Below are 23,043 nucleotides of genomic sequence, written 5' to 3' on the forward strand. Positions count from 1 at the left end.
GGATGGACTCGCTGATCACGGCTGCGGCGTTGGCGCTTGCAGCCGGCGACCCACTTGGCGCGCTCAATCGCGTAGCCCTGCGCGACGATCCCCCTGCACTCGCGCTGCGCGGCATCGCCATGGCGCAGCTTGGCGAATTCGCCCGCGCCAAGGCACTGCTACGCAGCGCCGCACGCGCCTTCGGCGCGAAGGAGGCAGTCTCCCGGGCGCGATGTATCGTTGCCGAGGCAGAAGTCGCACTGGCCTCGCGTGACCTGGGCTGGCGGACCAAATGGCTCGACGCGGCGCGCGTCACGCTGGAAGCGCATGGCGACCACGCCAACGCCGCATGCGCACGCTATCTGGAGCTTCGCCGTCAGTTGCTGACCGGACAGCTCGACGCGGCCGAGCACGCGCTGGACGCCATCGATCCCACGGCCTTGCCACCGGCATTGCGCGTCGCCCACGAGCTGGTTGCCGCCGGTGTTGCCATGCGGCGGCTGCGCACACAGGACGCCCGCTTGGCTTTGATCCGCGCCGAGATCTTCGCGCGGGATGCCGGCATCCCCGCGCTGCTCGCCGAGGTCCAGAGTGCCACCGCGCAACTCGATGCGCCGGCGGCCCGCCTGATCGCCCGTGGTGACATCCGATCCATTGGGCTCGATGAGGTGGCGTCGCTGCTGGCGTCTCCCACGCTCGTGGCCGACGCGTGCCGCCTGGCCGTGAGCAAGGCTGGCGCGGTGGTCTCGCTGGCGTCGCGTCCAGTGCTGTTCGCGCTGGCTCGCACGCTGGCGGAGGCATGGCCCGACGATGTCGCGCGCGACACGCTGATCGCGCACGCCTTCCGCACCCGTCATGCCGACGAAACGCTGCGCGCGCGACTGCGCGTGGAAATCGGCCGATTGCGTACGGTACTAAGTTCGATGGCCGGCATCCATGCAACGAAGCGCGGCTTCGCATTGGCGCCACGCCAAGCGACCGAAGTCGCGGTGCTGGCGCAGCCAGTCGAGGATGCGCATGCCATGCTGCTGGCCTGCCTTGCGGACGGCGAGGCTTGGTCAAGTTCCTCGCTGGCGCTCGCACTTGGCGCCAGCCAGCGCTCGATTCAGCGGGCGCTCGAAACACTGGCAGCCGCCGGCAAGGTGCAGTCGATCGGGCGCGGGCGCGCCCAGCGCTGGATCACCGCGCCGATGCCTGGATTCACGACAACCTTGTTACTCCACGTGCCGCTGCCAGGCGATTAGCATGAAATCCCGCTCAACGGATAACCATCATGAAACGAACCAACGCAACAATCCTCCGCGAATTCGGCCCCTTCCCTGGCGTCGAGCAAGTGAATGGCGTGACCTATGACGGCAAGCAGGTCTGGATGGCGGTTGGCAACAATCTGGTCGCGCTCGACCCAGCCACCGGCAAGACCCTGCAGACGATCGACGTCGCGGCACACGCCGGCACGGCATTCGATGGCCGGCATATCTTCCAGATCGGCGATGACCGCATCCGGAAAATCGACCCGGTGACGGGCCGCGTGCTGGCCACGATTCCAGCGCCCGGCGGCGGTGGCGACTCAGGGCTCGCCTGGGCCGAAGGCACGCTGTGGGTCGGCGAGTATCGCGAACGCAAGATCCATCAGATTGATCCGGAGACCGGCGCCATCCTGCGCACCATCACCTCTGACCGTTTCGTCACGGGGGTCAGCTGGGTGGACGGCACGCTCTGGCACGGCGCCGGTGAGGGCGATCAGGGCGCGCTGCGTCGTATCGACGCGGCAACCGGTGAAGTGCTGGAACAGATCGACATGCCTCCCGGCGTGATGGTGTCGGGGCTCGAGTCTGATGGGAAGGAGCAGTTCTTCTGCGGCGGCGGCGCCAGCAGCAAGCTGCGCGTCGTGCGTCGCCCTGCCCGCGAATGATGTGAGGTTTAGCGGAGTGAGGGGCTGGAGCCCACGCAAGGGCTCCAGCCCGATGCAGGATCAGTAACCGTAGTACGGCTGCGGTGCGTAGTTGACCGGGGCTGCGCCACGGCACGGCACATACGCGCCGTCATAGCTGCGATAGCAGTAGCCCGGGGGTACTTGCGGCGCTGCGTAGGCCACGGGCTGCGGCGGCGCGTAAACCGGGGCCGGCGCAGCCATCACTGGCTGGCTGCTGGCCACCAGCGCGCCAATCGCCAATCCCGCGACGGCCGCCACGGCCAGCGCCGCGCCTGCCGAACTTCCACCGCCACCGTGGTAGCCGCCACGATAGTAACGATCATGCGCCGAAGCCGAGCCCGCGACCAGCATGGCGGCGCTCAGGACGGCAATACCGGTATAACGAATCGACTTGCGCATTTCAGACTCCTTGACGGCCAATGATTGGCCTCGCTTGTACGACTCCATCATGGACGAGGAACCATTACATTGGGTTACGGGATCGTGAGCAGATGTTAATGGCGGGGCATTTCTGGGGCGGATGAAATCCGCCGTTGCAATTGCTGCAACTACAGCAACACCTTGCCCCGCCATCAGGCGCCAGTTGACAGCCGGGGCCGCACTGCAAATACTGCCGGCACGCAGCGCCTCAGCCCCGATACCCCCGAGACGGTGCAGGCAGTTCGAATCGTCGCAGTTCATTTCCCCTACTCATTGCCCAACAGGGCCCAATCAGGGACGACCATGATCAGACGCCGCCTTATCATTGCCGCCGCAGCCGCGACTGCGCTCGCCGCCTGCGCCTCAGGTATTTCGAACGCCCCCGCCCCGGCGCCGCAGCCGGCCACCACCGGCAGCCATGCCCCTGGCAAGACCGAAGTGCTCTGGCTCGGCCAGGCCGCCACGCGCATCACCACGCCCGGCGGCAAGGTCATCGTCATCGACCCCTGGCTGACCGGCAATCCGAAGACGCCGCCCGCGTTCAAGCAACTCTCCGCGCTGGGCAAGGTCGACATGATCCTGCTCACCCACGCCCACGGCGACCATCTCGGGGATGCGCCGGCAATCGCCACGACGCAGCACGTGCCGATCTGGAATGGCGGCGGCATGGGCCCGCAACTGGTCAGCCTTGGTCTGGTGACCTCGGATCTGGTGCAACCGTTTGGCAAGAGCGGCACTGTCATGCCATTCGGACCTAACGGTCCGAAGATCACCGCCGTCCACGCCGAGCATTCGTCCGAGCTGGTCTGGAAGAATCCGGCCACGAACAAGAACGAAAGCCACTACGGCGGCGAGCCGGTCGGCTACATCATCGAGATGGAGAATGGCTTCAAGATCTGGCACATGGGCGATACCGGACTGTTCAGCGATATGAAGCTGATCGCCGAACGCTACAAGCCAGATCTGGCCATGATCCCGATCGGCGGGCATTACACGATGGGCCCGCAGGACGCGGCGATAGCCGTGCGCGATTTCATCAAGCCGAGGTATGCCATTCCGATGCACTACGGCACGTCGCCGATGCTGCGCGGCACGCCTGACGAGTTCAAGGCCGCGCTCGGGGCCGGAGCCACCACGGCGGTAATCGTGCCCGATCCCGGCCAGCAGGTCGCGTTCTAAGGAGCGATGCCGCAATCCGTGGCATCGCTCCTGCCTTCAGATCGAGATCATGACAGCACAAGCCCAGGACACACCGCACCCGGCACGCACCCAATCACTGCCGAGCCGCCACGACTTCGCAACGACGGTGGCGCGCCTCAAGGACGCGCTTGCGTCGCGCGGGCTCACGCTGTTCGCGGATATCGATCAGAGCGCTGCCGCCGAACAGGCCGGCACATCGCTCAGGCCGACGCGGCTGTTTCTCTTCGGCAACCCGAAGGGCGGCACGCCGGCGATGCAGGCCAACCCCCATGCCGCGATAGAGTTGCCGTTGCGAGCGGCGGTCTGGGAAGACGACGGTGGCGCCACGCATATCGATTATCAGGATGCCGCAGGTGTCCTCAGCAGCGAGTACGGCTTGCAGCCAGCCCTCGTGGCACCGTTAGCCACGGTACGCGCGTTGCTCGAAGGCGTGGCTGACAACGCGTAACACCTGCCACCGCGAGGCGGAGGTCACTCCACTCGCGGAATACCTGGGCGTGAGCTGCAGCCCGGCGATGCCAAAGAGGCACCTACTGAAACACCTGTTGAGGCACCTGTTGAGGCACCTGTTGAGGCACCTACTGGGGCACGCTGGGCATCGCAGGCTTCTCACTGCCCTGCACCGCCGCGCCCGCTTCGGTCTGGTGCGTTGCCTCCATCGCCTCAAGCTTGCGCAGCGATTGCTGCAGCGAGTTGGGGTAGTTCTCGTCGTTGATATCGAAGCCTACCGACTTCAGCGCCTGCAACTCGCGAAGAATGCTCGCGCGAGTGACGGGCGGCGGAGCGGTTCCCGTCGTCGTTTGCGCGCGGGCATAGCCGCAGACGGCGATCATCGGCAGGACGATGGCGCATGCACGGCACATTGTGGCGAAAGATCCGGATTCCATAGCGCACTCCTGATCCTGGAGTTGGGGTCGAACAGGGGTACTCGCGTACTCGACGGCCCAAGAAAAAAGAGCATAGGCGTCCGCGCATCGGCATACCGGGTCGGCCCGGCCCATCCGTGGACAGTTTCTTGATAGACCATTTTGCGGGCAAGTCCACCGGAAGCGTCATCCGCGCCAAACATGCCGATCTGACCGTGCGGCTGGCATCCGCACATGGCAGTCACACATGGCGGTCACAGGCGCAGGCGACGGTACATTGCGGCCCCTGCGGACACGAGAGGCAATCGATTCGAGGATTCAATGCGCAGGTTCGGAAGCTTCCCGAAATCGGCACAGGGCGGCTGATGTTTAATCAGGGCGTCCATGCCGCGCGGACATGCGGCATGGACTGGCATGGCGACAGGCTGGAGGGTAACCTTCGCACTCCTTCGCTACGTCCTCGAGAGAGAGGCAAGCATGCGGGAGAATCTGTTACCGGCCGTGAGCGGCCATTGCCACCAAGGGCAGGTTGATGCAATGGCGGACTGATCCTCTGTGGGGCAGATCGAGAACCCCACCACTCTGGCAGCCTGGAAAGACAGGCACTTCAACCGTCACCTGCCCCTCCTTCCAGTTCGCAAATCTCATCGACGTGCGACTCAGGTAATGACGGTTGCGCTTGCGTCGCACACCATGCACGGTGGATCGGCTGCGGCATACGCTGCGGATGGCGCCAACAGGGCCGAGCAAAGCACGGCCACCATGCCCAGGGCAACAAGTGTGTGTGATGTCCGAAGGGGTTCTGACGCGCGGCGCGTCACGCTATCGTCCGCGAATTCTGCTGGTTTGACTGACATGATCAAGCTCCGAAGGTAGTCCTATTTGCCTGAACCGGCAGCGATGCGCCACCCGTTCCCTGCCTTCGTTATAGGCCACCGCGGCTACGCGCAACTATCCGAAAATTCCCAAAATCCAACAGGAAACTCCGGTCGCGATATCACCGCACGGTGTGGCGTTTGCGACGCTGATGGGAAAATTCGGAGCCGTCGTCCCGCCGAATGGGCAACATCCGAGCAAAGCGATTGCCTTGGGCAATCACAATGAGGAGTAACGGTCGACGATCCACGCATCGGTCACTGCATGACACCTCCCGGAGTTCCAACCATGCATTCCGAACTTCAAGACGAAATCCTGCAACTCAGGGCCAGGAGCGCGCGCTTTGCCTGCCTGTCGTATCGGCTCAGCGACCTTGAGGATGTGCTTCGCTTCATCAAGTCCGGTCTCCTGAAAGCAACGCCGGCAGCCATTGCGCAGTACCGGAAAGAGCGCCTTCAACTCATCAGCCAGATCCAGGCAATGCTGCTTGCGTCCAGGACCGCCTGACGACATTTCGGGGCAGCCACGGCCGCGCTATCGCTGGCGCGCCATGCAAAACGCCGCGAAACCCCCAAAGGATCTCGCGGCGCCCATCAGGCAGGACCTGTTTCGTCCCACCACACAGTCTGATTACCAGTTCGCGTCCGAAGTCGGTGGCCCAAGCTGCGCACTCTTCTTCACCACCTTCCGCCCCCCCTTGGCGGCAGCGGAACTGGCCCCGGCTGGCTCATTGCGCGATACCGCTTCGGCCCGCAACTGAAGCTCGCCAGATTTCACTTCGTCAAGGTTGATCTTGACCGACTCCAGGTGACCGTACGACATCGAAGCCGTCACCCGGTCCACCACCACCGTGCAACACTCCTGCTCGGTGAAGCCCAGCGAACGACCGGTCTGCGGATCGGTCAGCTCCTTGCCGAGACGCACCACCTGATAGGTCGCGCCCTGACGCACCGATTGCCCACCCTGGCTCAGGACCACGTTGTAGCCGTCGCGCGAAGCAATGCTCACCGGGTAGAGCCGAACCAGAATGTCTGCCACCACCTTCCGGACCACAGCCGATTCCATCGCATCGACGCGATCGCCTGACTGCTCGGCGGCGCCGCCATCCACGGTATTGCTGAACAGCACTTCACGCGTGGTGACATTCACGAACTTCTGCGACACGGACCAGCGACCGGCACGACCAGTTTGATCCGCGTCGGTGGGCCGTCCCGTTTCGAAGGCGTTGACGCTGCCGAACCAGATCAAATCGGCACCCAGGCCTTGCCCGATCTTCGAGAATTGGTCGTTCGAAACCTCGCCGCTGGCAATCCGCTCGATCTCGCCATACAGCTCGGGCGCATCGCCGCGCTCGAGCACCGTGAAGCGCCCGCTTTGGGTCAGGGCATCGGTGATGCGCTGACGCAGCTCGGCGGCGATCCGCTCGGCGTTGTTGCCGCCCACGTGTCCGATCCGCAGCGGCGCGATGGCAATCCGTAGCTTGCCCGTGTCCGCCGGCGCCTTGAACTTGGCCACGTCGGCTTCGATCGACGCCTTGTAAACCCGCTCCATCAGCCCCGGCGCATCCAGACTGACCACCTTGAAATTGGTCACCGCGCCGCGGGTAGTCTGGCTGACCAACTCCGCAAAGCCCGCCGAGGATAGCGTAATGGCTTCGCGACCCACCGCCGCGCCAAGCGCGGTCTTGAACTGGGTGCTAGACAGGTCGATCGTCGTCCCGGTGACCTGCATGATGGCCTGCCGCAGCGCCTGATCCACGGCCTCCGCCGCTGACGCGCCCACACCCGAAGCGGAGACGTGGACCCGCTCCACGACGCCGACATCGGGCTTGCCGGCTTGCGCCGTCGGATTGGACGCGGCCCCGTTCTGAGGGGATGCGGCAACGGGCTTGTCGCCCGGAGACTGCTGTCCGCAGGCAACAAGCAGGGCCACGGCGCAGGTTGCGGCCAAAGTGGCCCTTGCTTGCGAAATCATGATTGTCACCGTCAGAGACGCTTAGAACTTCGACGACAGCGCGGCCGTCGCATCCTTCGGTACGGGAATGTCATGCGACTTGGCATAGGCCGTAGCGGCCTGCAGCGTGCTGCTCAGACGCGACACATGCCCAGGCAGTTCGGTGGCGATATACGTGCCGGTCGAGAGCTTGCTGCCCAGCGACATCTTGTCCATGATCGACGCGCTCGTCAGTTGTGCCTGGGCGGCATCCTTGAACGCCATGACGTTGGATCGCAGGCCGACGTAGCGCAGCATGCCGAGCCCCAGATGCTTCATGCCATCGGTATAGGCGGCCTTGCCGGCGGCATCCATGCGAGTGTTACCGTCCTTGAGCGCGGCCTCGATGGCCTTCGATGCCTCGCTCTGCACCTTGTCCGCTTCCTGCAGGCTGTCCTTGGTGGCACCCGAGGTCAGCGCATCGGCCGTGGCCTGCGCCTGTGCGGCAACTTCCTTGAGGCCGACAGCCTGCGCCAGATTGACTTGCGCCAGCAGCACTTCCTTGCCGGCCGCGCCATACGCGGCGGAAAGCTGGTCCTGCATGGCCCCCGTATCGACACTACCGCCCGATGCGCTGCTGGACGGCGTCACGGCATTGGCAATGGCGCCAAGCGAAGGAAGGGCGTGCGCGTGCGCAGCGGCAAGCGACGAGAGCGCGATGATGGCGAGGTGTTTTTTGATCATGATGTCAATTGGAGAATGTGAAAGAAAGCAGCCAGGCGGCTGCAAGCCGCTATCGCCTGGCCGGCCAACGGTGTCAGCGCACCTTGGCGTTATTCAGTTGCGCGGCCAGCTCACGTGCCGCCGAATCCGCCGCCCGCTTCAGGGCGTTCGACTGGGCGACGCTGGCGTCCGGGCCCGTGCCCGAGAACTGCACCGGGCCCACCGATGACACCGTGCGCGGGAAGCGCGTCGTCACGTCGATCAGCTTCGCCGTCACCGTCACGTAGATCCGGGTCAGGCCCGTTACCGGATCGGTGTCCTGCATGCCGATATCGAGGGTGCCCAGCGCGAGGTACGGCACCTGGGCAGTCTGCAGTCCGAGCACCGCTTCGCGCATCGTGGCCGGCTGCAGGTCGTTGCCGGTCTGGAAATCGCTCTCGAGCGCCGAGATCCGCAGATGACCACCCGACGTCGGTTCCACATACCCCGCCTCCACCACCTGGAAGCCAGACTGCGCGAACACGCCAGTGAAGATCGTGTTCAGGTTGCCGGACGGCACCAGCTTCCACTTGATCTCGTCGGCCTTGCGGGTGCGGCTGCCACCCGTCTCCACCGACACCGACGTGTTCGCGGCATAGCCGCTACGGCTCGATTTCTCCGTGGCACTTTCCTTTATGTCGGCGCGCTTATACACGCGTGGGTCGTAGGACTTCACACTGTCCTGCTGGCGTGCGACGAACACGAACGTCAGCGGGGACTTCTGGCCATCAGCGGCCATGGCGACCGGCGCGCCGCCCTTGACGGCGTTGCGCAGCTTGGCCACGTTGATATCGACGCGCACCACCACCGAGTACTGCTGCGCGTCCTTCTTGTCCTCGTCACTGATCAGCGTGGCGCCCAGCACGAACTTGTCCAGGTTGGCCGCCACCTTGTCGCGGATGCTGTCGAAGTTCTCGGCCTGGGATTCGCCGCTCTCGGCGTAGTAGCGCTCGATGGCATTGACCTCGGCGGTCTGGAATGCGCGCTGCTTGTCTTCGGCGGATGCCTTGCTCGAGAACAGCGAGCCGTCGTACTTGACGGTTGCCATCCCCTTGGATGTCACCACCTGCGCGGATGCAAGACTGCTGGCCAGTACCAGCAGCCACCATAGGTTACGAATTACCTGCATGATTTGATCACTCCTCGTGTGCTTTCGATCTGGCTCTTCACGTTGTCGCCGCTCGCGGCGGCAGCCAACCAGTCACTGTCCTTGCCGCCGACCACATCGGCCAGCTTGGTAAACAGCCCTCGCAGGGATTCCGCGAATGCCGGGAAGTCGTCGGTGCGAGACTGCGTCACCGGTACCGCCTTGACCTCGCCGTTCTTGAAGTCAGCATCCAGATAGCGGCGGCCCGACATGGGCTCGGCCATCGAGACGTGGCTGTAGGATGCGTAGATGTAGCTCGTGCCGGCCGCCGAACTACCGTACTCGACCCGCTTGAAGTCCTTCACGGACAGGTCGATCGTGTAGTCGGGCTTCGGCAGCTGGAGATTGAAGACCTCGCCATCGCTGAAGCGCATCGACATCGCATTGCCGATGGCATAGCCCTTGGTGAATGGCAGCATCGGCACTTGCGCCTTGTCGAGCAGCGCTTCGCCGAACATATCGGCCACCCAGCCCTCGGCCACACCATCGCCGCGCAACGCCTCCGGCAATTGCGCCCTGGCGCCGGGACTCAGTTCTACGCGTTCGATCTGCAGGTAACGCGTGCCGGAAGACGGCAACTGCGCCAATGACAACGCCCGCACATAGCGATCGAGCAAACCGGGGCGCTCACCGCCAGCCAGCAGCCGTTTGACCCGGTCGCGCTTCTCGGCATCGCCCGGCATGTGGTCAAGCACATCCAGATAGCTGACGTTCAGCGGATACGCACGCACCACCGTCATCGCCTTGAAGTCGAACACCAGCACCTGGCCACGCAGATTCGTCATGACCTTGTAGATCGATCCGAAACGTTCGCTGGACACCGATTCGCTGGTCACCACAAGCGCGGTGGCCAGTGCCTGATCGCTGTCCTTGAGACTGGCCATGCCGTCGGTAGTAATGGCGAAGTTCGCCGGCGGATTTGCCGCCAGCGACTGCGTGATGAGCTTCGAAGGACTCCGGCCATTGGCGGCCAGCTCGGCTTCCACCTTGCGCGTCAGCGGAAAGCGCGAATCGATCTGTCGGGCTTCGCCGGCATAGGCGAAGCCGGCGAAGGCTACCTTGTCGGCGGCTTGTGCGACGGTGGCAATCAATGCCAGTACGCAAAGTGTCAGGCGGGTGACCAGCATGGAGCGAGCTACGGAGAGTCAATCAACGACCGGAAATTCTGCCGTCAGCGCCGTTGCCTGAGATTAGGAAGCCTCTGAAATTCAATACGGAAGCAGCTTGTGGCGCGGAGAACCTCTCCGTCATGACCCAGCGCCTCCGATTCACGCCGCCTGCCGAGCGTGGGAAACGTCATCATCCTCGACTACTGACGGAGATATCTTGCCGGCCGGCGCACCTACTTCGAGTCGATAGCCGAAGCCCGACACGGCATGGATCGAAATCGGGCCGCGTGAACGCATGCCCAACTGCATGCGCAGGGTGGAGATCAGTGTCGACAATGCCCTGGACGAGGCCGGCAGCCTTGCACCCCAGATTTCCTGCTCGATGCTGGCACGGGTCAGCGTCTTGCCTGCGCTCCGGAACAACATGAGCGCGAGCCGAAACTGCCGACCAGACAGCTTGACGGCCACTCCACGCAGCAACACGCAATGCTGCCGCATATCCAGCACATAGTCGCCTAACCGAAAAGTTGCGCCCCTACCTTCACGGGACAGTGAATAGCACTGATGCGCCGCGATCAGCCCGGCGGCGACGATCTCCGGAGATCGCGGATCAAAAATAAATCCATCGATCCTGTCATGGAATGCATGTGCAATGCCATTGGCATCTGGCGTCGTGACCATAACAACCAGCGGCGTATCGAAACCGAGCTTTCTCACCTGATCGACAAACGCCAGACCCGGCTCACTGACAGTCGGCAGCATCAGGACCACGAGGTCGAACAGAATGCTCTGGCCAACCTCTGCAAGGTCAACCAACGACGCAAAGATCGAGTAGTGGAAATCTCTGGCAGCCGGAAGCAGATCGATCGTCGCATCGATGCCGTCCGGCACCAGAATGCCAACTGCAAGCGGCCTGGGTATGGCGAGGGTATTCATGAGACGGTGATGAGAATCATCCTCTCCGGTTAGGTACCGGATTGACCCGCCAAGGGTATTGCATGTTGTGGCGCGCAAATGCGGAGGGTTCTGAAGACAATCAGGAAGCTTCCGAATCCGCGCATTCCAGTCGGCCATTACGCTTGCCGTAACGACTTGCCGAGCCGGTTCTAGAACATTGGTGCCGTGTCGCCAACATCAAACACTGTCACCCGAAGCGCCTATGAACAGCAAGATCCACCTGACAGGATTCCACCGCGAACTATGGGAGCTTAGGTCTCGTGGCACAGGCTTCTGTGGTCTGGGCGGCATCTTGCCAAGTTCGCTGTTCAAGGACTGGGCAACGATCAAGCCTCTCTTGCCCGCGCGTGACCGTTACTCGCAGGCCAAGCTTGCGCTAGTCTTCTACGCATACCTTGCCGTCCGCGACCCGGCCATTGTCACCAGGAGCCACGGTGGGACCGGCGTACATTTCACCTATCGGCCATGGCAATCATGATCCGCCCCCCCCTTTTCCGTCGTTTCCTGACTTCGTAAGGAACCGTGCCTTCCGTGCGGCAACTGTGCTGACCGCTGTTACCTTGCTTGGAGGCTGCGGGATCTTTGGTTGCGCGGCAGGAGGCGGGAATGGCCACGCCGCCGGAGGTTGTGCCACAGGCATGCGCTTCTAATGGGACGTTCGGAACGTTCGCGTCGAAAAGGGAATTCGCCTGTGGCGACGCAGGAAGTGTCTTAGCCTCGTCGTATATCGGCATATCGAAAATGGCGACCGGCGAGCGGTGGTCGCACCGCGCACGCCCCCTTTTCGATACTCGACGGCATACGTTACAACATGAATATTGGCAAACGATTCACGGCCGAATGGCTGGGCACTTTCTGGCTGGTCTTCGGCGGATGCGGCGCCGCGGTTTTCGCAGCCGCCTTCCCTAACGTTGGTATCGGTCTGCTCGGCGTATCCCTCGCGTTCGGTCTGACGGTCGTCACCATGGCCTATGCCATCGGCCCGGTCTCCGGCTGCCACCTCAACCCGGCCGTCACCGTTGGCCTTGCCGTGGCCGGACGCTTCCCGGTCGCCGAAGCACCGCTGTACATCCTGGCCCAGTTGCTCGGCGCGATCTGCGCCGCCGGCACGCTGCTATACCTGGCAAGCGCCAATCCCGGCTTCGACCTGATGGCCAATGGCCTGGCAACCAATGGCTACGGCGCGGCGTCGCCGGGCGGTTATGGGCTGCGAGCGGTGGTAACGACCGAGACACTGATGACCGCGTTCTTCCTGATCATCATCATCGGCGCCACCAGCTACAGGCGCACGCGCGCAGCAGCACCGGTGGCAATTGGCCTGGCGCTGACGCTGATTCACCTGATCTCGATCCCAATCTCAAACACGTCGGTCAATCCCGCACGCTCGACGGGTCCGGCGATCATCGTTGGCGGGGTAGCGATTCAGCAGTTGTGGGTTTTCTGGGTCGCACCAATCTGCGGCGCGATCCTGGCCGGCCTGCTCGGTCGTCTGCTGTTCGTCAACGAAGCGGACTGAGAGGCTGATCTCCGCCATGCAGATCCTGTCTCCTTCCGCGCCCGCCCCGCTGGCGGCCAGGCCGGGGCGCAATCGATTCCTGATTCTGGCAGCGGTGGCCGTGGTTGCCGTGATCATCGCCAGCGCCACCCTCTCCTCGATCCTGTCTGACCCTGCAGCCGGACAGGCCGCTTCCGCGAAGGTCGCGCCAGGCTACTCGGATGCATTGCCGCGCATCGTCGGTCAGCATTGCGGTGACCACTGCGCCGAAATGCTGGAGGGCTATCAGTGGGCTCAGCTCAACGACATCCGCTTGCCCCTTTCCTGCCGCCGATATACCGGCGCGTTCGCCGACGGTTGCCTGGCATACCTTGAGTATCGCGATGAGACCCGCCGCGGCGCGCGTGCGGGCCGTTGAACCACGGCAGCCGTCACAGCGGTGGATTCCGACCATCGGTCCGGTCGGACCTTCCTTTGGCATCCAACAACCCGCTGCGCGCTAGTCGAGACCATCGCCCAGTTCAACGCAATGCGTGAACTGGGCTGCGCCTTCGGGCAAGCTCAACTCGGGGCGCCAGCCCTGCCGGCAGCTGAGTTCCTCGCGCTCGCGCTGCAGCGCTGAGAGCCTGGTCCGACGCCTGCCGAACGCCCGCGATCCGCGTGCGCATCACTTGCTCCCAAGTACTCAACCCATTCCGATGGATCACTCCTTTCATCGGAAATTTCCGAATCGCCCTGCTGAATGGCTTTGCTACTCTCAATCGATTCAGCATGAATGCGCCCCCATAGCCGGGGCGCCTGGCTTTCGGAAGTTGAAAGTGAACTCGATCAAGATCGCACTGCTTGACGCGGAGCCATCGTCCGCGACCGGCATCAGCAAAGTGCTGGAAGCCGGCGGTGTTGTATCGTCCCGCTTTACCAGTTCCGAAAGGTTGTTTCGGGAGCTCCGGCGTTCTGTATTCGATGTGGTACTGGTGTCGGACAACCTGCCCGACGACGCGGCCACCGATGTCGTCCAGGCACTCCGGCGTGCCACCACGTTCCAGATGCCGATCCTGATCATCGCTCACCACGCGTCCCAGGTGAATCTGATCGACGCTTTCGACGCCGGTGCGGACGACTATGTCATGTTCGCCAGCGACCCGAACAGCCTGTTGCCACGGATCATCGGCCACCATCGGCGCGCCCGCCGGCGCGGAGGATCGGGCGGCAGGCAGCTCAGTGCAGGCGACTACACGCTTGACCTCGATGCCTGCTGCGTGAGGTTCCGCGCAGAGACCATCCGTCTGACGCCCAAGGAGTTTGCGCTGGCCAAGCTGATGTTCTCTTCCCCCGCCGTGACCTTGCCACGTGATCACATCGAGATCGTCGTCTGGGGCAGCACCCTGCCACCGCTATCGCGCGCGCTGGCTGCCATGGTAGCCCGGCTTCGACGCGTGCTTCGGCTCCGCCCGGAGCACGGCGTGACACTGCGGGGCGTGCATTCGATGGGCTACCGGCTCGATATCGCCGCTCCTGAGTCCAGAGTCTAGAGAACCATGCCCGCCCTGCGGGCATGGCACCATCCCGCACCAGGGCATGCTCGCGAGCGCCCAAGCGAACATGCAAAAGGCCGTTACCCGATATGGGTAACGGCCTTTTTGTTTGTCTGACTCTTGTCGGACTTGTTGGATGCATGACCGCCCGTCCCCCTCCTCCAGAAGAGGACTGACGGCAGTCGCACCTCTTACTTCATACCCAGTATGCGAATCTCCACGCGACGGTCCGGCGCCAGGCATTCGATCAACTTCGCGCGCGACAGGGTACCGCACTGCGTACCCGATTCAGACTTGCCGCGACCCTCCGCCTGCGGCCGTCGTTGGTCAGATCACCTGGGCCCGAGCCGTTGAACCGGAAGAGCGTATCGCCTAACAGCGTTGCGTTGCGCAGCACCGTTGGCACGTTGGCGACAACCGGCGGCAGAACCACTCGTTGCACTTCAGGAGCCGGCTTGTTCAGGAAACCAGCACAGGATTCCGGCTTCCAGTAGTACGCACGTGTCTTCTCGTTCTTGTCGAAAACGACCTTCATCTGGCACTGGACGACATCGTTCGGCGCGGCGCGGCCCGTGCGGAAGTTGAACAGGTAGTCCCATTCGCGCACGCCAAGGAAGCCTTCATTGAAATGCGGCCGGTCCAGCAGCGGATAGCGCTGAGACTTCGTCATGCCGGGTGCCAGCATGCGCAGGTTGTCGATATTCGGGAACGTACCGTCCTTCGGCCACGACGAAGCCGGGTCCGGAAATACGATTTGGTCAGACTGACCGTCATCCGAGAGGCGACTCGACGTGGTCGAGCACCCCTGCAGTGCTGCAGCGGCGACCAGTACGGTCGCGACAGCGATCCAGGTAGATTTGGCTTTCATTTCTTGGATTCGGATTCTGTTAGGTTCGGGACACGCGGCGGCGTGCCTGACGCCGCCGCGGTACACCATCGTCGCGATCAATTACCAGTGGAAGCCCGCGCCGGCCGCTACGCCCACGGTGCCACGGGTAGTGCCGGTTGGCTCGGTTGACGGATACAGGTCTGGATCGCCAACCAACGACCCTCGCAAGCTGACCTTCACGTGTAGCAAGCTAGCCGTTGCCAAAGCGCAGTAACCGGATCTCCAAAGTCCTCACACAAATCTTCCAGATGCATCGAGGCATGGAGGCATCGCTCCGGCGCGCATTGCGACGCAATCCGACGCTGGTCTCCGTGAATCGATGATTCGAACTTCGCTGCCAGCGCGCCTGACTCTCGTCACGGCGCGCCACAAGCCTGCTCCCAGAGCCTGAAGGCCACATCTACTCTCGCTCAAGCTGGTCTCCGACAGCCACGACGCGGCAGCGTTGCGGGAGACGCTGTGCGTCATTTTTTTGCATTCGGAACTTTCCACATTGATTTGCGGACATGTCTGTCACCGGCGTAGCAATGGGGTTCCTAGACTTCGGTCGTCAGCATCCCAATACATTGGGGCCACATGCCGACCGACGCCAGGCGTACCCAGTCGCCAATCCCAGAAGCCTCAAGCATGCCCGGCGTTGTTATCGAGAAGCGCCATGTCAAACCCGATTTCCCCTTCACCAGCTGTACGCCAGGCCGTCTTTGTAAAGACGGCGCACTCCCTTTGGCAAAACATCTGGCGGACAATCGGCACGATGCTCGCACTCGTCTTCCTGGCGCTTGGCACCGCCCATCCCGCGCAGGCAGAATTCCGGCGTGATCCGACCGTGCCCTCTCATGCGGTGACATTAAAGACAAGCATCCGGGTCAACGGCACGTCTTCACCCGCTCCAGGGTCATCGACACTCCAGGAACCAAATGACCCGATGCTGCTGCGCATCGGCGTGATGGCAAACGGATTACCACCGTTCGATCTCGTTGGCATCGATGGCAACTACGAGGGCATCTCCGCCGACTATCTCGCGATGATCGCCAGCACGCTGCACGCAAAGGTCGAAGTCCGCGCGTACGCCACCCGAGATGCCGCGCTCCACGACCTTTCCCGCGATGCCATTGACGTGGTCGCAACCGACCCGGGCCAGACGGAGCCGGCACAAGGCGCCATTGGATTCACGCCGAACCAGATCATCGAGATCGCAACCCGCACCACTGCGCACAAGCTGGTTGGGAATCAGACGCTTGGATATGTGAATGGCCAGCTGGATCCTCAAGCCATCCTGGCAGCCTACCCTGGGCGCAAACTGCAAGCCTATGCCACCCTGCTGGACGCACTGACGCAGCTGTCGCTTGGCGCGGACGTCGTACTGTTGTCAAACGCCACGGCTGCCAGCTATATCACCGCGCAGTATGGCATTCCGAACCTGGTCGCGGTGAATGTCTCACGACTCTCCGTCGGTGACCTGTCGTTCCTCGTCCGGGACCCAGCGCTGCGCGCGCGGTTCGACGCGGCGATCCGCGCGATCCCAAAGCCCACGCGTCTGGCGATCTCCACCCACTGGGTGCCGACGGCATTGATGCCGCACTTCGACAAGGCGCTGAACCTCACGACGGAAGAAAGCGCCTGGATCGCCGCGCATCCCGTGGCTCGATACCGTGCTACCAATGACCGGGTTCCGTTCGTGTTTTCCGACGAGCATGGCGAATCGGTGGGACTCAGCGTGCAGGTACTCGGCAAGATCGAAGAGCGCACGGGGCTGCGATTCGAGCCCGTCAGCGCCGATGGCAATAGCGACCCCGACCACGCAACCACACCCACGATTCAGCCAATCGTGCCAGTTGATGGTCCCTCCGAGCGTACCGACGGTCTGACCATCACAGAGCCCTACTTCCAGGGGTACTGGGCCATCGTGGCGCACGTTCGGCAACACGGGATCAACAACATCCTGGATCTTGCCGGCAAGCGCGTTGCCGTCGTGTTGCCCAACCCTATCATTGACCGGCTTCGCGCAACCGTGCCGCTCCAGGTTGTCAAGGCCGCGTCCTATCGTGACGCCTACCGCATGGTTGCCACGGGCATCGCCGATGCGACGCTGGGCAACATGATGACCGCCAATTACTTGATACGCGAGTCCTATCCCGAAGCGCTTCGGATTGTCGCGCCCATCAGTGGCACGCCACTCAATGTTGGCATTGGCGTTCCCGCAGACGAGCCGATGCTGCTGGCCATTCTGAACAAGGCGTTGCTCAGCCTGTCGCGGGAGGACATCAACGCCTTGCGTCTGCGCTGGTCCGAGCCCAGCAGCATTGCAGGTAGTACGGAGACCTTGCCCTCCTGGGCGTGGTTCAGCCTGAGCGCCGGCCTGGTGCTGCTGGCGATATCGCTGCTGTGGTCGCAGTCACTGCGACAGCAGATCCAGCGCCGCCGCCGCATGGAGGCCGTCCTCCATGAGCAGCTTGCCTTTCAGACTTCCATCCTCGACGCCATTCCGCAACCTATCTATCTGCGCGATATCGACCTCAGACTCATGACCTGCAATGCGGCATTCGAGCGTGCCCTCGGCTGTGGCCGCAAGCAGATGCGTGGGCGCACGATTGACCAGATGCCGCTGAAGCTTGGCGACGTCCCATTGAGCATGCAGACCTATCGCAAGGTCCTGGCTACTGGCGAGGCGGCCACGCTCGACCGAACCCTCATGATTGAGGGCAAGGAACGCATCGTGCTGAACTGGGTGGAACCGCTGCGCAATGCCACGGGCGGCGTGGTGGGCATCATCGGCGGATGGATCGACATGACCGAACGCCAGCAAATGGTCACTGAACTGGCTTCCGCCAAGGACCGCGCCGAGGCCGCCAATCGTGCAAAGAGTGCATTCCTGGCGTCCATCAGCCACGAAATCCGCACACCGATGAACGCCATCCTGGGCATGCTGGAACTCACGCTTCAGGACAAGCGCCTGCCTGACGATGACCGCCTTCAGGTGGAAACCGCGCAGGAGTCCGCAAAATCGCTGATCGGGCTGATCGATGACATCCTTGACGCGTCGAAGATGGAAGCCGGCAAGTTCGTGTTGACGCCTCAGCCAGCGCCACTGCGCCAGCTCATCGGCGACGTCACGAGTCTCTTCGGGCTGGCAGCGTCGCGCAAGGGCGTCCAGCTTGAAGCCATCGTCGATGATGCCGTGGCCCCTTGCCACATGGTTGACCCGCTTCGTTTCAAGCAAGTTCTCAATAACCTCGTGTCGAACGCGGTGCGCTTCACCGACCGTGGCTCGGTGGTGATCCGACTCGGCGCCACCAATCTCACGCCAGATTGTCAAAGCCTGACGTTCTCGGTCAGCGATACCGGCACCGGGATTCCCGAAGATGGATTGAAGAAACTGTTCCAGCCATTCACGCAGATCGGCGACACCAAGCGTTCCGCCGGAGGTACGGGATTGGGTCTGTCCATTTGCCAACGGCTGGTGACCAAGATGCACGGCACGATTGGCATTACCAGCGAGGTAGGCAAAGGCACGACGGTCACCGCGACAATCGAGTTGCCGATTGCCGCCGAAATCGCGCCGGTCCTGCAATCGGAACAGCAAAATCAGCCCGCCTCCAAGCCCGGCAAGGCACTGCGCGTCCTCATCGTCGATGATCATGCGCCAAACCGCATCCTGCTGCAGCGGCAGCTTGAAAAACTCGGCCACCGCGCGTTCACCGCAAGTGACGGATGCGAGGCGCTTGAAAAGCTGACGGACGCTACCTTCGATCTGATCATCTGCGACTACTCCATGCCAAACATGGATGGCCCCACGCTGACGCGAACGATCCGCTCGAGCGATCTGCCGTATCGCACGCTGCCTATCCTGGGCTATACGGCCAGCGCACAACCAGAGATCCGCGCGCACGCAATCGAATGTGGGATGGATGCCGTGATGATCAAGCCTGTCGACATGGCCACGCTGGAGACAACGCTGGCGGCGAACGTCAACCGCCGCGCGCACCCTGGGTTGCCTGGGCTCGCACTTGCGCTTGCGCCTTGCGGAAAATCGGCACTCACGGCGTGATTCCAGTGATCATTCGCGCGCCCCGGTCATTGAAAATCCGACCCGGCTTGCTGGCCAACATCGAACGAGTCACTTCTTGTTCAATGGCATCCCCGGCACAGGAAGTCCCCCGTCCCGGGCACGACCCCCTAGGGAAGATTCACACATGGCTTCGCGAAGGGGCGCTGCTGCAGCGCCGCGCATTTGATACGAGACTGGCGGAAGAGAACGCCGGAATCCGTAGATGCGATCGTTGCGCAGGCCGCGCTGGACGTGGAACTCGGCGACACGGCAAGCGCAAGAACCGCTCTTGAACAGGTACTTGCCACAGTCCCGAATCACCCGCGGGCGCTGGCAGGCTTGGCTCATCTGGCCCTGTGCGCCGGGGATGCGAAATCGGCCGTGGACTGGTTTCAGCAAACCGGCCCGGAAGCACTTGATGAAGCTGAATTGTCCGATTGGTGCGAAGCACTTACGGCTACGGGCGACCTGACGCACGGCGCGGACATTGCCAGGCATCTTTGCGAACGCGCACCCAAAGCCGCGACGTCCTGGTTTCAACTCGGGCTCACCCTGCATCACAGCGGCTTCCACGAGCAGGCACTGGATGCCTATCCCAAAGCACATGCGCTAGACCCTGACCTCGACAATCTCTGCAACAACATCGGCGCCGCATATCTGCAATCAGGCCGGACCGAAGAAGCCATGACACCGATCCGTCGGGCCATCGAGCTGAAGCCTTCCAATCCCCTGGCGTGGATCAACCTGTCGGATGCCTTGCTGAAACTGCGTCGCCCGGATGACGCCGCGTTGGCGGCCCGGCGCGCCTGCGCCCTGGCCCCAACGATGCCGCTCGCCTTGCAAGCGCAATCCAATGCGCTCAAGGACCTTGGCCAATGGGCAGATGCGCTGGCCCTGATGGAGAAGGCAGCGATGCAGGCGCCAGTTTCGGGCGGCATCATCTGGAATCTCGCCATGCTACAAATGCTGCACGGCGACTATCGCAATGGCCTGATCAATTTCGAACACCGCTGGGCTTCGCCAGAACTGGCGGGAACATTCCCGGATCTGAAGGCACCGATCCGGCGTGGCGAATCCCTCGCTGGCAAGACGCTGTTTCTGTGGGGCGAACAGGGCTTCGGTGACGCGATGCAGTTTGTCCGCTTCGTTCCCGGGATTGCGGAGTTCGTCAGACAGCAAGGTGGACAGTTGTACTACTGCTGCTTCTCGAAGCTTCATACCTTGTTCTCGCGCGGTCTTGCGGACGTGACCCCGGAGGTCATCCCGCATGACACTCCCAGTCTGCCCCGCTTCGGCTATCACCTGCCGCTTTGTAGCGCGCCTCTAAGACTTGGCACCGAACTGGATACGTTGCCCGCCGATGTGCCATATCTGCGTGCGGATGCTGCCGCCGCAAGCGCGTGGGCGCAACGCCTGTCGGCGTCTGGCAAGCTCAACGTCGGCGTGGTCTGGAGCGGCAGCCGTGGCCACCAGCGCAATCCGCTTCGCGCGGTGCCTGTCGCTGAGCTGGCCGGGGCGCTCAGCGACCTTCCCGGCATCGAGTTCCACAGCATGCAGATCGATGGGGGGCGGAACTGGCAAGCGTCCCCGATTTCGATATCCGTGATCACACTGCGGAACTGCGAAGCTACGACGACACCGCCGCACTGATTTCCAGTCTTGATCTCGTGATAACAGTGTGCACGTCCGTCGCACACCTTGCGGGCGCCCTCGGCAAACCGACCTGGGTGATGCTCGACGTGAACGCTTCCTGGCAATGGCTGCTCGGTCGATCGGACAGCCCGTGGTATCCAACCACCAGACTCTATCGGCAGGTAACGTATCGCGACTGGCAACCTGTCTTGGAACAGGTGCGTGCCGACCCGCTAGAGCTGGCTGGCGGCATTCCGGCGGCGGGCGCCAACTGAGTCGCTGCCCCGTCAGCTTGGCCGCGTGGTACGGCTCAGTCCGGTACAGCGCCTAACGCCGCAAGAAGGCGTTGAATCGCCTGTGTCAGCAATGGCACCAAGGCAGTGACCGTATCACCGTCTTGCCGGATCGAGGCGGTTTCAATCGCCTGGCAGACCGCCACCGTCGCTTGGCAATCCAGCATCCGGGCGGTTCCCTTGATCCGGTGCGCCATTGCCCGCGCCTGATCCCAATCGAGAGCGTGGCAAGCGGCCGAAAGTGCCACGAGGTCCTCGGTATTGGTGAGGACAAGGCTTTGCACCAGCTCCATACGAATATCGGCGTCGCCCCCGGTCAGGGCATCGAGTGCTGGCCACAGGCGTTCTCCATCGGCCGCCGAGAATGGCACAAAGCCAAGACCAGCGAACGTTTCCGCGATCACCACCGTGCCTGCGTGGAGGGGAAGCATCGCATCGATAGATAGGGGCAACTCCGAAGGCAGACTGCCGGCATCACCCATCAGCAGTCGCAAACAGGGAGGTGAATGAACGGAAAGGCAAGCCTGCGATGCCACTGATAGTGGCCACCGAACGACGACGACGTCCGCGGCATCGGTGGATGCCGCAGCGCTTGCCTCTTCTGTGAATAGCCCCAGTGACGTCAGACTTGCAGCGAGTTCATCGCGCTCCGCGCCACTCCATTCCTCACCTGAGATGATCACCCGTGACATAGCGACACCTCATCTCAAGGTGCAATATTGCAGCGCCGCGCAAAATCGATCAGTTCCAGCAACGTCGTGACGTGTAACTTTTCCATGATGCGCGTTTTGTGGCTACTCACGGTCTTGTTACTGATGAAGAGCGAGTCTCCAATGGCCTTGTTCGACATTCCCTTGCTCAGCATCTGCATGATCTGAATCTCCTTGTCAGTCAGTTGCTGCAGCAGTTCGCTATCTTCGCGGGCCTTGCCGGGCACGGCACCGGATTCAACCACCTCGGCGGGAAAGAGCGTATAGCCTGCCAGGACAGATTCCACACAGCGCATGATGTCCGTCATGTCCTGCATCTTGCTGACGAAGCCCTTTGCGCCCACCTGCATGGCGCGAGGAGCAAAGGTCATCGGATCCTGCCCCGAAATCACGAGCACCCGGATATTGGGCTGGATGGCCTTCAGGCGGGGGATCACCTCAAGCCCATTGATCTTTGGAATATCGAGATCTAGGATAACCAGATCGGGCTTGCACTGCCGCACAACGTCGATCGCCGCCTGGCCGTTGTCGGCTTCCAGCACGGATGAAACGCCGAGCACTTGCGATAGCTGCGTTTTGATAACGAGTCGGACTGCTGGGTGATCGTCGACAATGAGGACGGTAATCATCTTTGACTTCTCCATACCTGTAAGGCGGTTCAATGACTGATCGAACCACGGGAAAATTCGTAGCTTCCCCATGGATTATTGTCATTGCCATACGCTAGGACCGCATCGAGAAGATTCCGCATTTGCACTAGGATAACTCCGAGTTTTCGATTCATGTGCGTTGCTGCAACGCAGCATCTCATCTTCGTGCGCCTCGAAAGGCGGAGTGATGGCCAGCGCAAGGGGGGCGTCTATTGGAGAGAACAGACAAGAGGGCGTAAGCAGCCACCCCGTGGAACAGTCCGAACCACCGGACTTAGTCGTATGACACCAATAGAAAGATGCAGGCAACAAAAACGACGAGGCTGATTGCGGCGATGAAACAGGAAGCGATGAAAACCATGACGACGTGCAGTGATATGACGCCATGATTCAATAAACACCAATTCTCTGTCGAGACGGTATGGCTCGCCGAACGATCCGATCGTTCTTGAAATCCTGCCCGAATTCTCTGCAGCGAGATTTCGTCCCTTCGCAAGATAGGTGCCCTCCACAACCAGTGGCGCAACCCCATGCTATATGTCCCATAAAGCACATACATCACGCCTGATAAACGGCAGCTTACTCGCGACAATGGCGCACCCGCCGCGTG

The 23,043-nt window shown here is 62.3% G+C and carries 22 protein-coding genes; 12 read left to right on the forward strand and 10 right to left on the reverse strand.

Annotation, left to right across the window (positions count from 1 at the left end; genetic code table 11):
• Positions 1-2 precede the first annotated feature (2 nt).
• Complete coding sequence (locus tag RMET_RS29070; protein ID WP_011520093.1) at positions 3-1,223, forward strand: hypothetical protein; 1,221 nt, start codon at positions 3-5, stop codon at positions 1,221-1,223.
• Positions 1,224-1,252: 29 nt separating this feature from the next.
• Entirely contained in the window at positions 1,253-1,891 is a 639-nt protein-coding gene (locus RMET_RS29075; protein ID WP_011520094.1) for a Vgb family protein, read from the forward strand.
• Positions 1,892-1,951: 60 nt separating this feature from the next.
• Here RMET_RS29075 and RMET_RS29080 read toward each other — a convergent pair whose 3' ends face one another.
• On the reverse strand, positions 1,952-2,311 hold the full coding sequence (locus tag RMET_RS29080; protein ID WP_029310240.1) for a hypothetical protein: 360 nt from the start codon (positions 2,309-2,311) through the stop codon (positions 1,952-1,954).
• A gap of 324 nt (positions 2,312-2,635) precedes the next feature.
• Here RMET_RS29080 and RMET_RS29085 point away from each other — a divergent pair, with 324 nt between their 5' ends.
• Both RMET_RS29085 and RMET_RS29090 read left to right on the forward strand, forming a co-directional pair.
• Complete coding sequence (locus tag RMET_RS29085) at positions 2,636-3,511, forward strand: metal-dependent hydrolase (RefSeq protein WP_011520096.1); 876 nt, start codon at positions 2,636-2,638, stop codon at positions 3,509-3,511.
• Positions 3,512-3,560: 49 nt separating this feature from the next.
• Positions 3,561-3,980 carry a DUF302 domain-containing protein gene (locus RMET_RS29090; protein WP_029310241.1) on the forward strand — a complete coding sequence of 140 codons (420 nt, stop codon included), beginning with the start codon at positions 3,561-3,563 and terminating at the stop codon, positions 3,978-3,980.
• 130 nt (positions 3,981-4,110) lie between these two features.
• Here RMET_RS29090 and RMET_RS29095 read toward each other — a convergent pair whose 3' ends face one another.
• Complete coding sequence (locus tag RMET_RS29095) at positions 4,111-4,419, reverse strand: DUF4148 domain-containing protein (RefSeq protein ID WP_011520097.1); 309 nt, start codon at positions 4,417-4,419, stop codon at positions 4,111-4,113.
• Between the two features lie 1,143 nt (positions 4,420-5,562).
• Between RMET_RS29095 and RMET_RS29100 the strand changes: the two genes are divergently transcribed.
• Positions 5,563-5,781 (forward strand): hypothetical protein, encoded by a 219-nt coding sequence (locus RMET_RS29100; RefSeq protein ID WP_029308742.1) that lies wholly within the window; start codon positions 5,563-5,565, stop codon positions 5,779-5,781.
• Positions 5,782-5,904: 123 nt separating this feature from the next.
• Here the strand turns inward: RMET_RS29100 and RMET_RS29105 are convergent, their stop codons facing one another.
• From RMET_RS29105 to RMET_RS31875, 5 genes are all read right to left on the reverse strand, one after another.
• On the reverse strand, positions 5,905-7,248 hold the full coding sequence (locus RMET_RS29105; RefSeq protein ID WP_011520101.1) for a CsgG/HfaB family protein: 1,344 nt from the start codon (positions 7,246-7,248) through the stop codon (positions 5,905-5,907).
• 21 nt (positions 7,249-7,269) lie between these two features.
• A complete protein-coding gene (locus RMET_RS29110) occupies positions 7,270-7,950 on the reverse strand; it encodes a hypothetical protein (protein WP_011520102.1) in 681 nt (226 codons plus the stop codon).
• Between the two features lie 73 nt (positions 7,951-8,023).
• Positions 8,024-9,097 carry a hypothetical protein gene (locus RMET_RS29115; RefSeq protein WP_011520103.1) on the reverse strand — a complete coding sequence of 358 codons (1,074 nt, stop codon included), beginning with the start codon at positions 9,095-9,097 and terminating at the stop codon, positions 8,024-8,026.
• Positions 9,088-10,242: a hypothetical protein gene (locus tag RMET_RS29120; RefSeq protein ID WP_011520104.1), complete on the reverse strand. Its 1,155-nt coding sequence runs from the start codon at positions 10,240-10,242 to the stop codon at positions 9,088-9,090. Before RMET_RS29120 ends, RMET_RS29115 begins: the two co-directional genes overlap by 10 nt.
• A 141-nt stretch (positions 10,243-10,383) precedes the next feature.
• On the reverse strand, positions 10,384-11,160 hold the full coding sequence (locus RMET_RS31875; RefSeq protein ID WP_049799821.1) for a response regulator transcription factor: 777 nt from the start codon (positions 11,158-11,160) through the stop codon (positions 10,384-10,386).
• A gap of 223 nt (positions 11,161-11,383) precedes the next feature.
• Between RMET_RS31875 and RMET_RS29130 the strand changes: the two genes are divergently transcribed.
• The 4 genes from RMET_RS29130 (at position 11,384) to RMET_RS29145 (ending at position 14,208) form a co-directional block, all read left to right on the forward strand.
• Positions 11,384-11,659 carry a hypothetical protein gene (locus RMET_RS29130; RefSeq protein WP_049799822.1) on the forward strand — a complete coding sequence of 92 codons (276 nt, stop codon included), beginning with the start codon at positions 11,384-11,386 and terminating at the stop codon, positions 11,657-11,659.
• A 333-nt stretch (positions 11,660-11,992) separates the two neighbouring features.
• Positions 11,993-12,697, forward strand: a complete 705-nt coding sequence (gene aqpZ / locus RMET_RS29135; RefSeq protein ID WP_011520107.1) for an aquaporin Z — start codon at positions 11,993-11,995, stop codon at positions 12,695-12,697.
• A gap of 16 nt (positions 12,698-12,713) precedes the next feature.
• On the forward strand, positions 12,714-13,094 hold the full coding sequence (locus tag RMET_RS29140) for a hypothetical protein (RefSeq protein ID WP_011520108.1): 381 nt from the start codon (positions 12,714-12,716) through the stop codon (positions 13,092-13,094).
• 400 nt (positions 13,095-13,494) lie between these two features.
• Positions 13,495-14,208, forward strand: coding sequence for a response regulator transcription factor (locus tag RMET_RS29145; RefSeq protein ID WP_049799823.1), 714 nt, complete (start codon positions 13,495-13,497; stop codon positions 14,206-14,208).
• 250 nt (positions 14,209-14,458) lie between these two features.
• Here RMET_RS29145 and RMET_RS31880 read toward each other — a convergent pair whose 3' ends face one another.
• The gene (locus tag RMET_RS31880; protein ID WP_049799824.1) at positions 14,459-15,079 is read right to left on the reverse strand and encodes an outer membrane protein assembly factor BamE; all 621 of its coding nucleotides are present in this window, start codon (positions 15,077-15,079) and stop codon (positions 14,459-14,461) included.
• Between the two features lie 775 nt (positions 15,080-15,854).
• On the opposite strand from RMET_RS31880, the gene RMET_RS29155 reads away from it, so the two are divergent.
• From RMET_RS29155 to RMET_RS34300, 3 genes are all read left to right on the forward strand, one after another.
• A complete protein-coding gene (locus RMET_RS29155) occupies positions 15,855-19,148 on the forward strand; it encodes an ATP-binding protein (RefSeq protein ID WP_160171730.1) in 3,294 nt (1,097 codons plus the stop codon).
• A 183-nt stretch (positions 19,149-19,331) separates the two neighbouring features.
• Positions 19,332-20,798, forward strand: a complete 1,467-nt coding sequence (locus RMET_RS34295) for a tetratricopeptide repeat protein (protein WP_011520114.1) — start codon at positions 19,332-19,334, stop codon at positions 20,796-20,798.
• A gap of 26 nt (positions 20,799-20,824) precedes the next feature.
• The gene (locus tag RMET_RS34300; RefSeq protein ID WP_011520115.1) at positions 20,825-21,055 is read left to right on the forward strand and encodes a hypothetical protein; all 231 of its coding nucleotides are present in this window, start codon (positions 20,825-20,827) and stop codon (positions 21,053-21,055) included.
• Positions 21,056-21,090: 35 nt separating this feature from the next.
• On the opposite strand, the gene RMET_RS29165 is transcribed toward RMET_RS34300, so the two are convergent.
• Complete coding sequence (locus RMET_RS29165) at positions 21,091-21,765, reverse strand: Hpt domain-containing protein (RefSeq protein WP_011520116.1); 675 nt, start codon at positions 21,763-21,765, stop codon at positions 21,091-21,093.
• 14 nt (positions 21,766-21,779) lie between these two features.
• Positions 21,780-22,412 (reverse strand): response regulator transcription factor, encoded by a 633-nt coding sequence (locus tag RMET_RS29170; protein WP_011520117.1) that lies wholly within the window; start codon positions 22,410-22,412, stop codon positions 21,780-21,782.
• Positions 22,413-23,043: the final 631 nt, after the last annotated feature.

Source organism: Cupriavidus metallidurans CH34, from assembly GCF_000196015.1.
Taxonomy (GTDB): Bacteria; Pseudomonadota; Gammaproteobacteria; order Burkholderiales; family Burkholderiaceae; genus Cupriavidus; species Cupriavidus metallidurans.

Coding starts and splice junctions, on each gene's coding strand:
- RMET_RS29070 (WP_011520093.1), top strand. CDS start 3: ATGGACTCGCTGATCACGGCTGCGGCGTTGGCGCTTGCAGCCGGCGAC.
- RMET_RS29075 (WP_011520094.1), top strand. CDS start 1,253: ATGAAACGAACCAACGCAACAATCCTCCGCGAATTCGGCCCCTTCCCT.
- RMET_RS29080 (WP_029310240.1), bottom strand. CDS start 2,311: ATGCGCAAGTCGATTCGTTATACCGGTATTGCCGTCCTGAGCGCCGCC.
- RMET_RS29085 (WP_011520096.1), top strand. CDS start 2,636: ATGATCAGACGCCGCCTTATCATTGCCGCCGCAGCCGCGACTGCGCTC.
- RMET_RS29090 (WP_029310241.1), top strand. CDS start 3,561: ATGACAGCACAAGCCCAGGACACACCGCACCCGGCACGCACCCAATCA.
- RMET_RS29095 (WP_011520097.1), bottom strand. CDS start 4,419: ATGGAATCCGGATCTTTCGCCACAATGTGCCGTGCATGCGCCATCGTC.
- RMET_RS29100 (WP_029308742.1), top strand. CDS start 5,563: ATGCATTCCGAACTTCAAGACGAAATCCTGCAACTCAGGGCCAGGAGC.
- RMET_RS29105 (WP_011520101.1), bottom strand. CDS start 7,248: ATGATTTCGCAAGCAAGGGCCACTTTGGCCGCAACCTGCGCCGTGGCC.
- RMET_RS29110 (WP_011520102.1), bottom strand. CDS start 7,950: ATGATCAAAAAACACCTCGCCATCATCGCGCTCTCGTCGCTTGCCGCT.
- RMET_RS29115 (WP_011520103.1), bottom strand. CDS start 9,097: ATGCAGGTAATTCGTAACCTATGGTGGCTGCTGGTACTGGCCAGCAGT.
- RMET_RS29120 (WP_011520104.1), bottom strand. CDS start 10,242: ATGCTGGTCACCCGCCTGACACTTTGCGTACTGGCATTGATTGCCACC.
- RMET_RS31875 (WP_049799821.1), bottom strand. CDS start 11,160: ATGAATACCCTCGCCATACCCAGGCCGCTTGCAGTTGGCATTCTGGTG.
- RMET_RS29130 (WP_049799822.1), top strand. CDS start 11,384: ATGAACAGCAAGATCCACCTGACAGGATTCCACCGCGAACTATGGGAG.
- aqpZ (WP_011520107.1), top strand. CDS start 11,993: ATGAATATTGGCAAACGATTCACGGCCGAATGGCTGGGCACTTTCTGG.
- RMET_RS29140 (WP_011520108.1), top strand. CDS start 12,714: ATGCAGATCCTGTCTCCTTCCGCGCCCGCCCCGCTGGCGGCCAGGCCG.
- RMET_RS31880 (WP_049799824.1), bottom strand. CDS start 15,079: ATGAAAGCCAAATCTACCTGGATCGCTGTCGCGACCGTACTGGTCGCC.
- RMET_RS29155 (WP_160171730.1), top strand. CDS start 15,855: ATGCTCGCACTCGTCTTCCTGGCGCTTGGCACCGCCCATCCCGCGCAG.
- RMET_RS29165 (WP_011520116.1), bottom strand. CDS start 21,765: ATGTCACGGGTGATCATCTCAGGTGAGGAATGGAGTGGCGCGGAGCGC.
- RMET_RS29170 (WP_011520117.1), bottom strand. CDS start 22,412: ATGATTACCGTCCTCATTGTCGACGATCACCCAGCAGTCCGACTCGTT.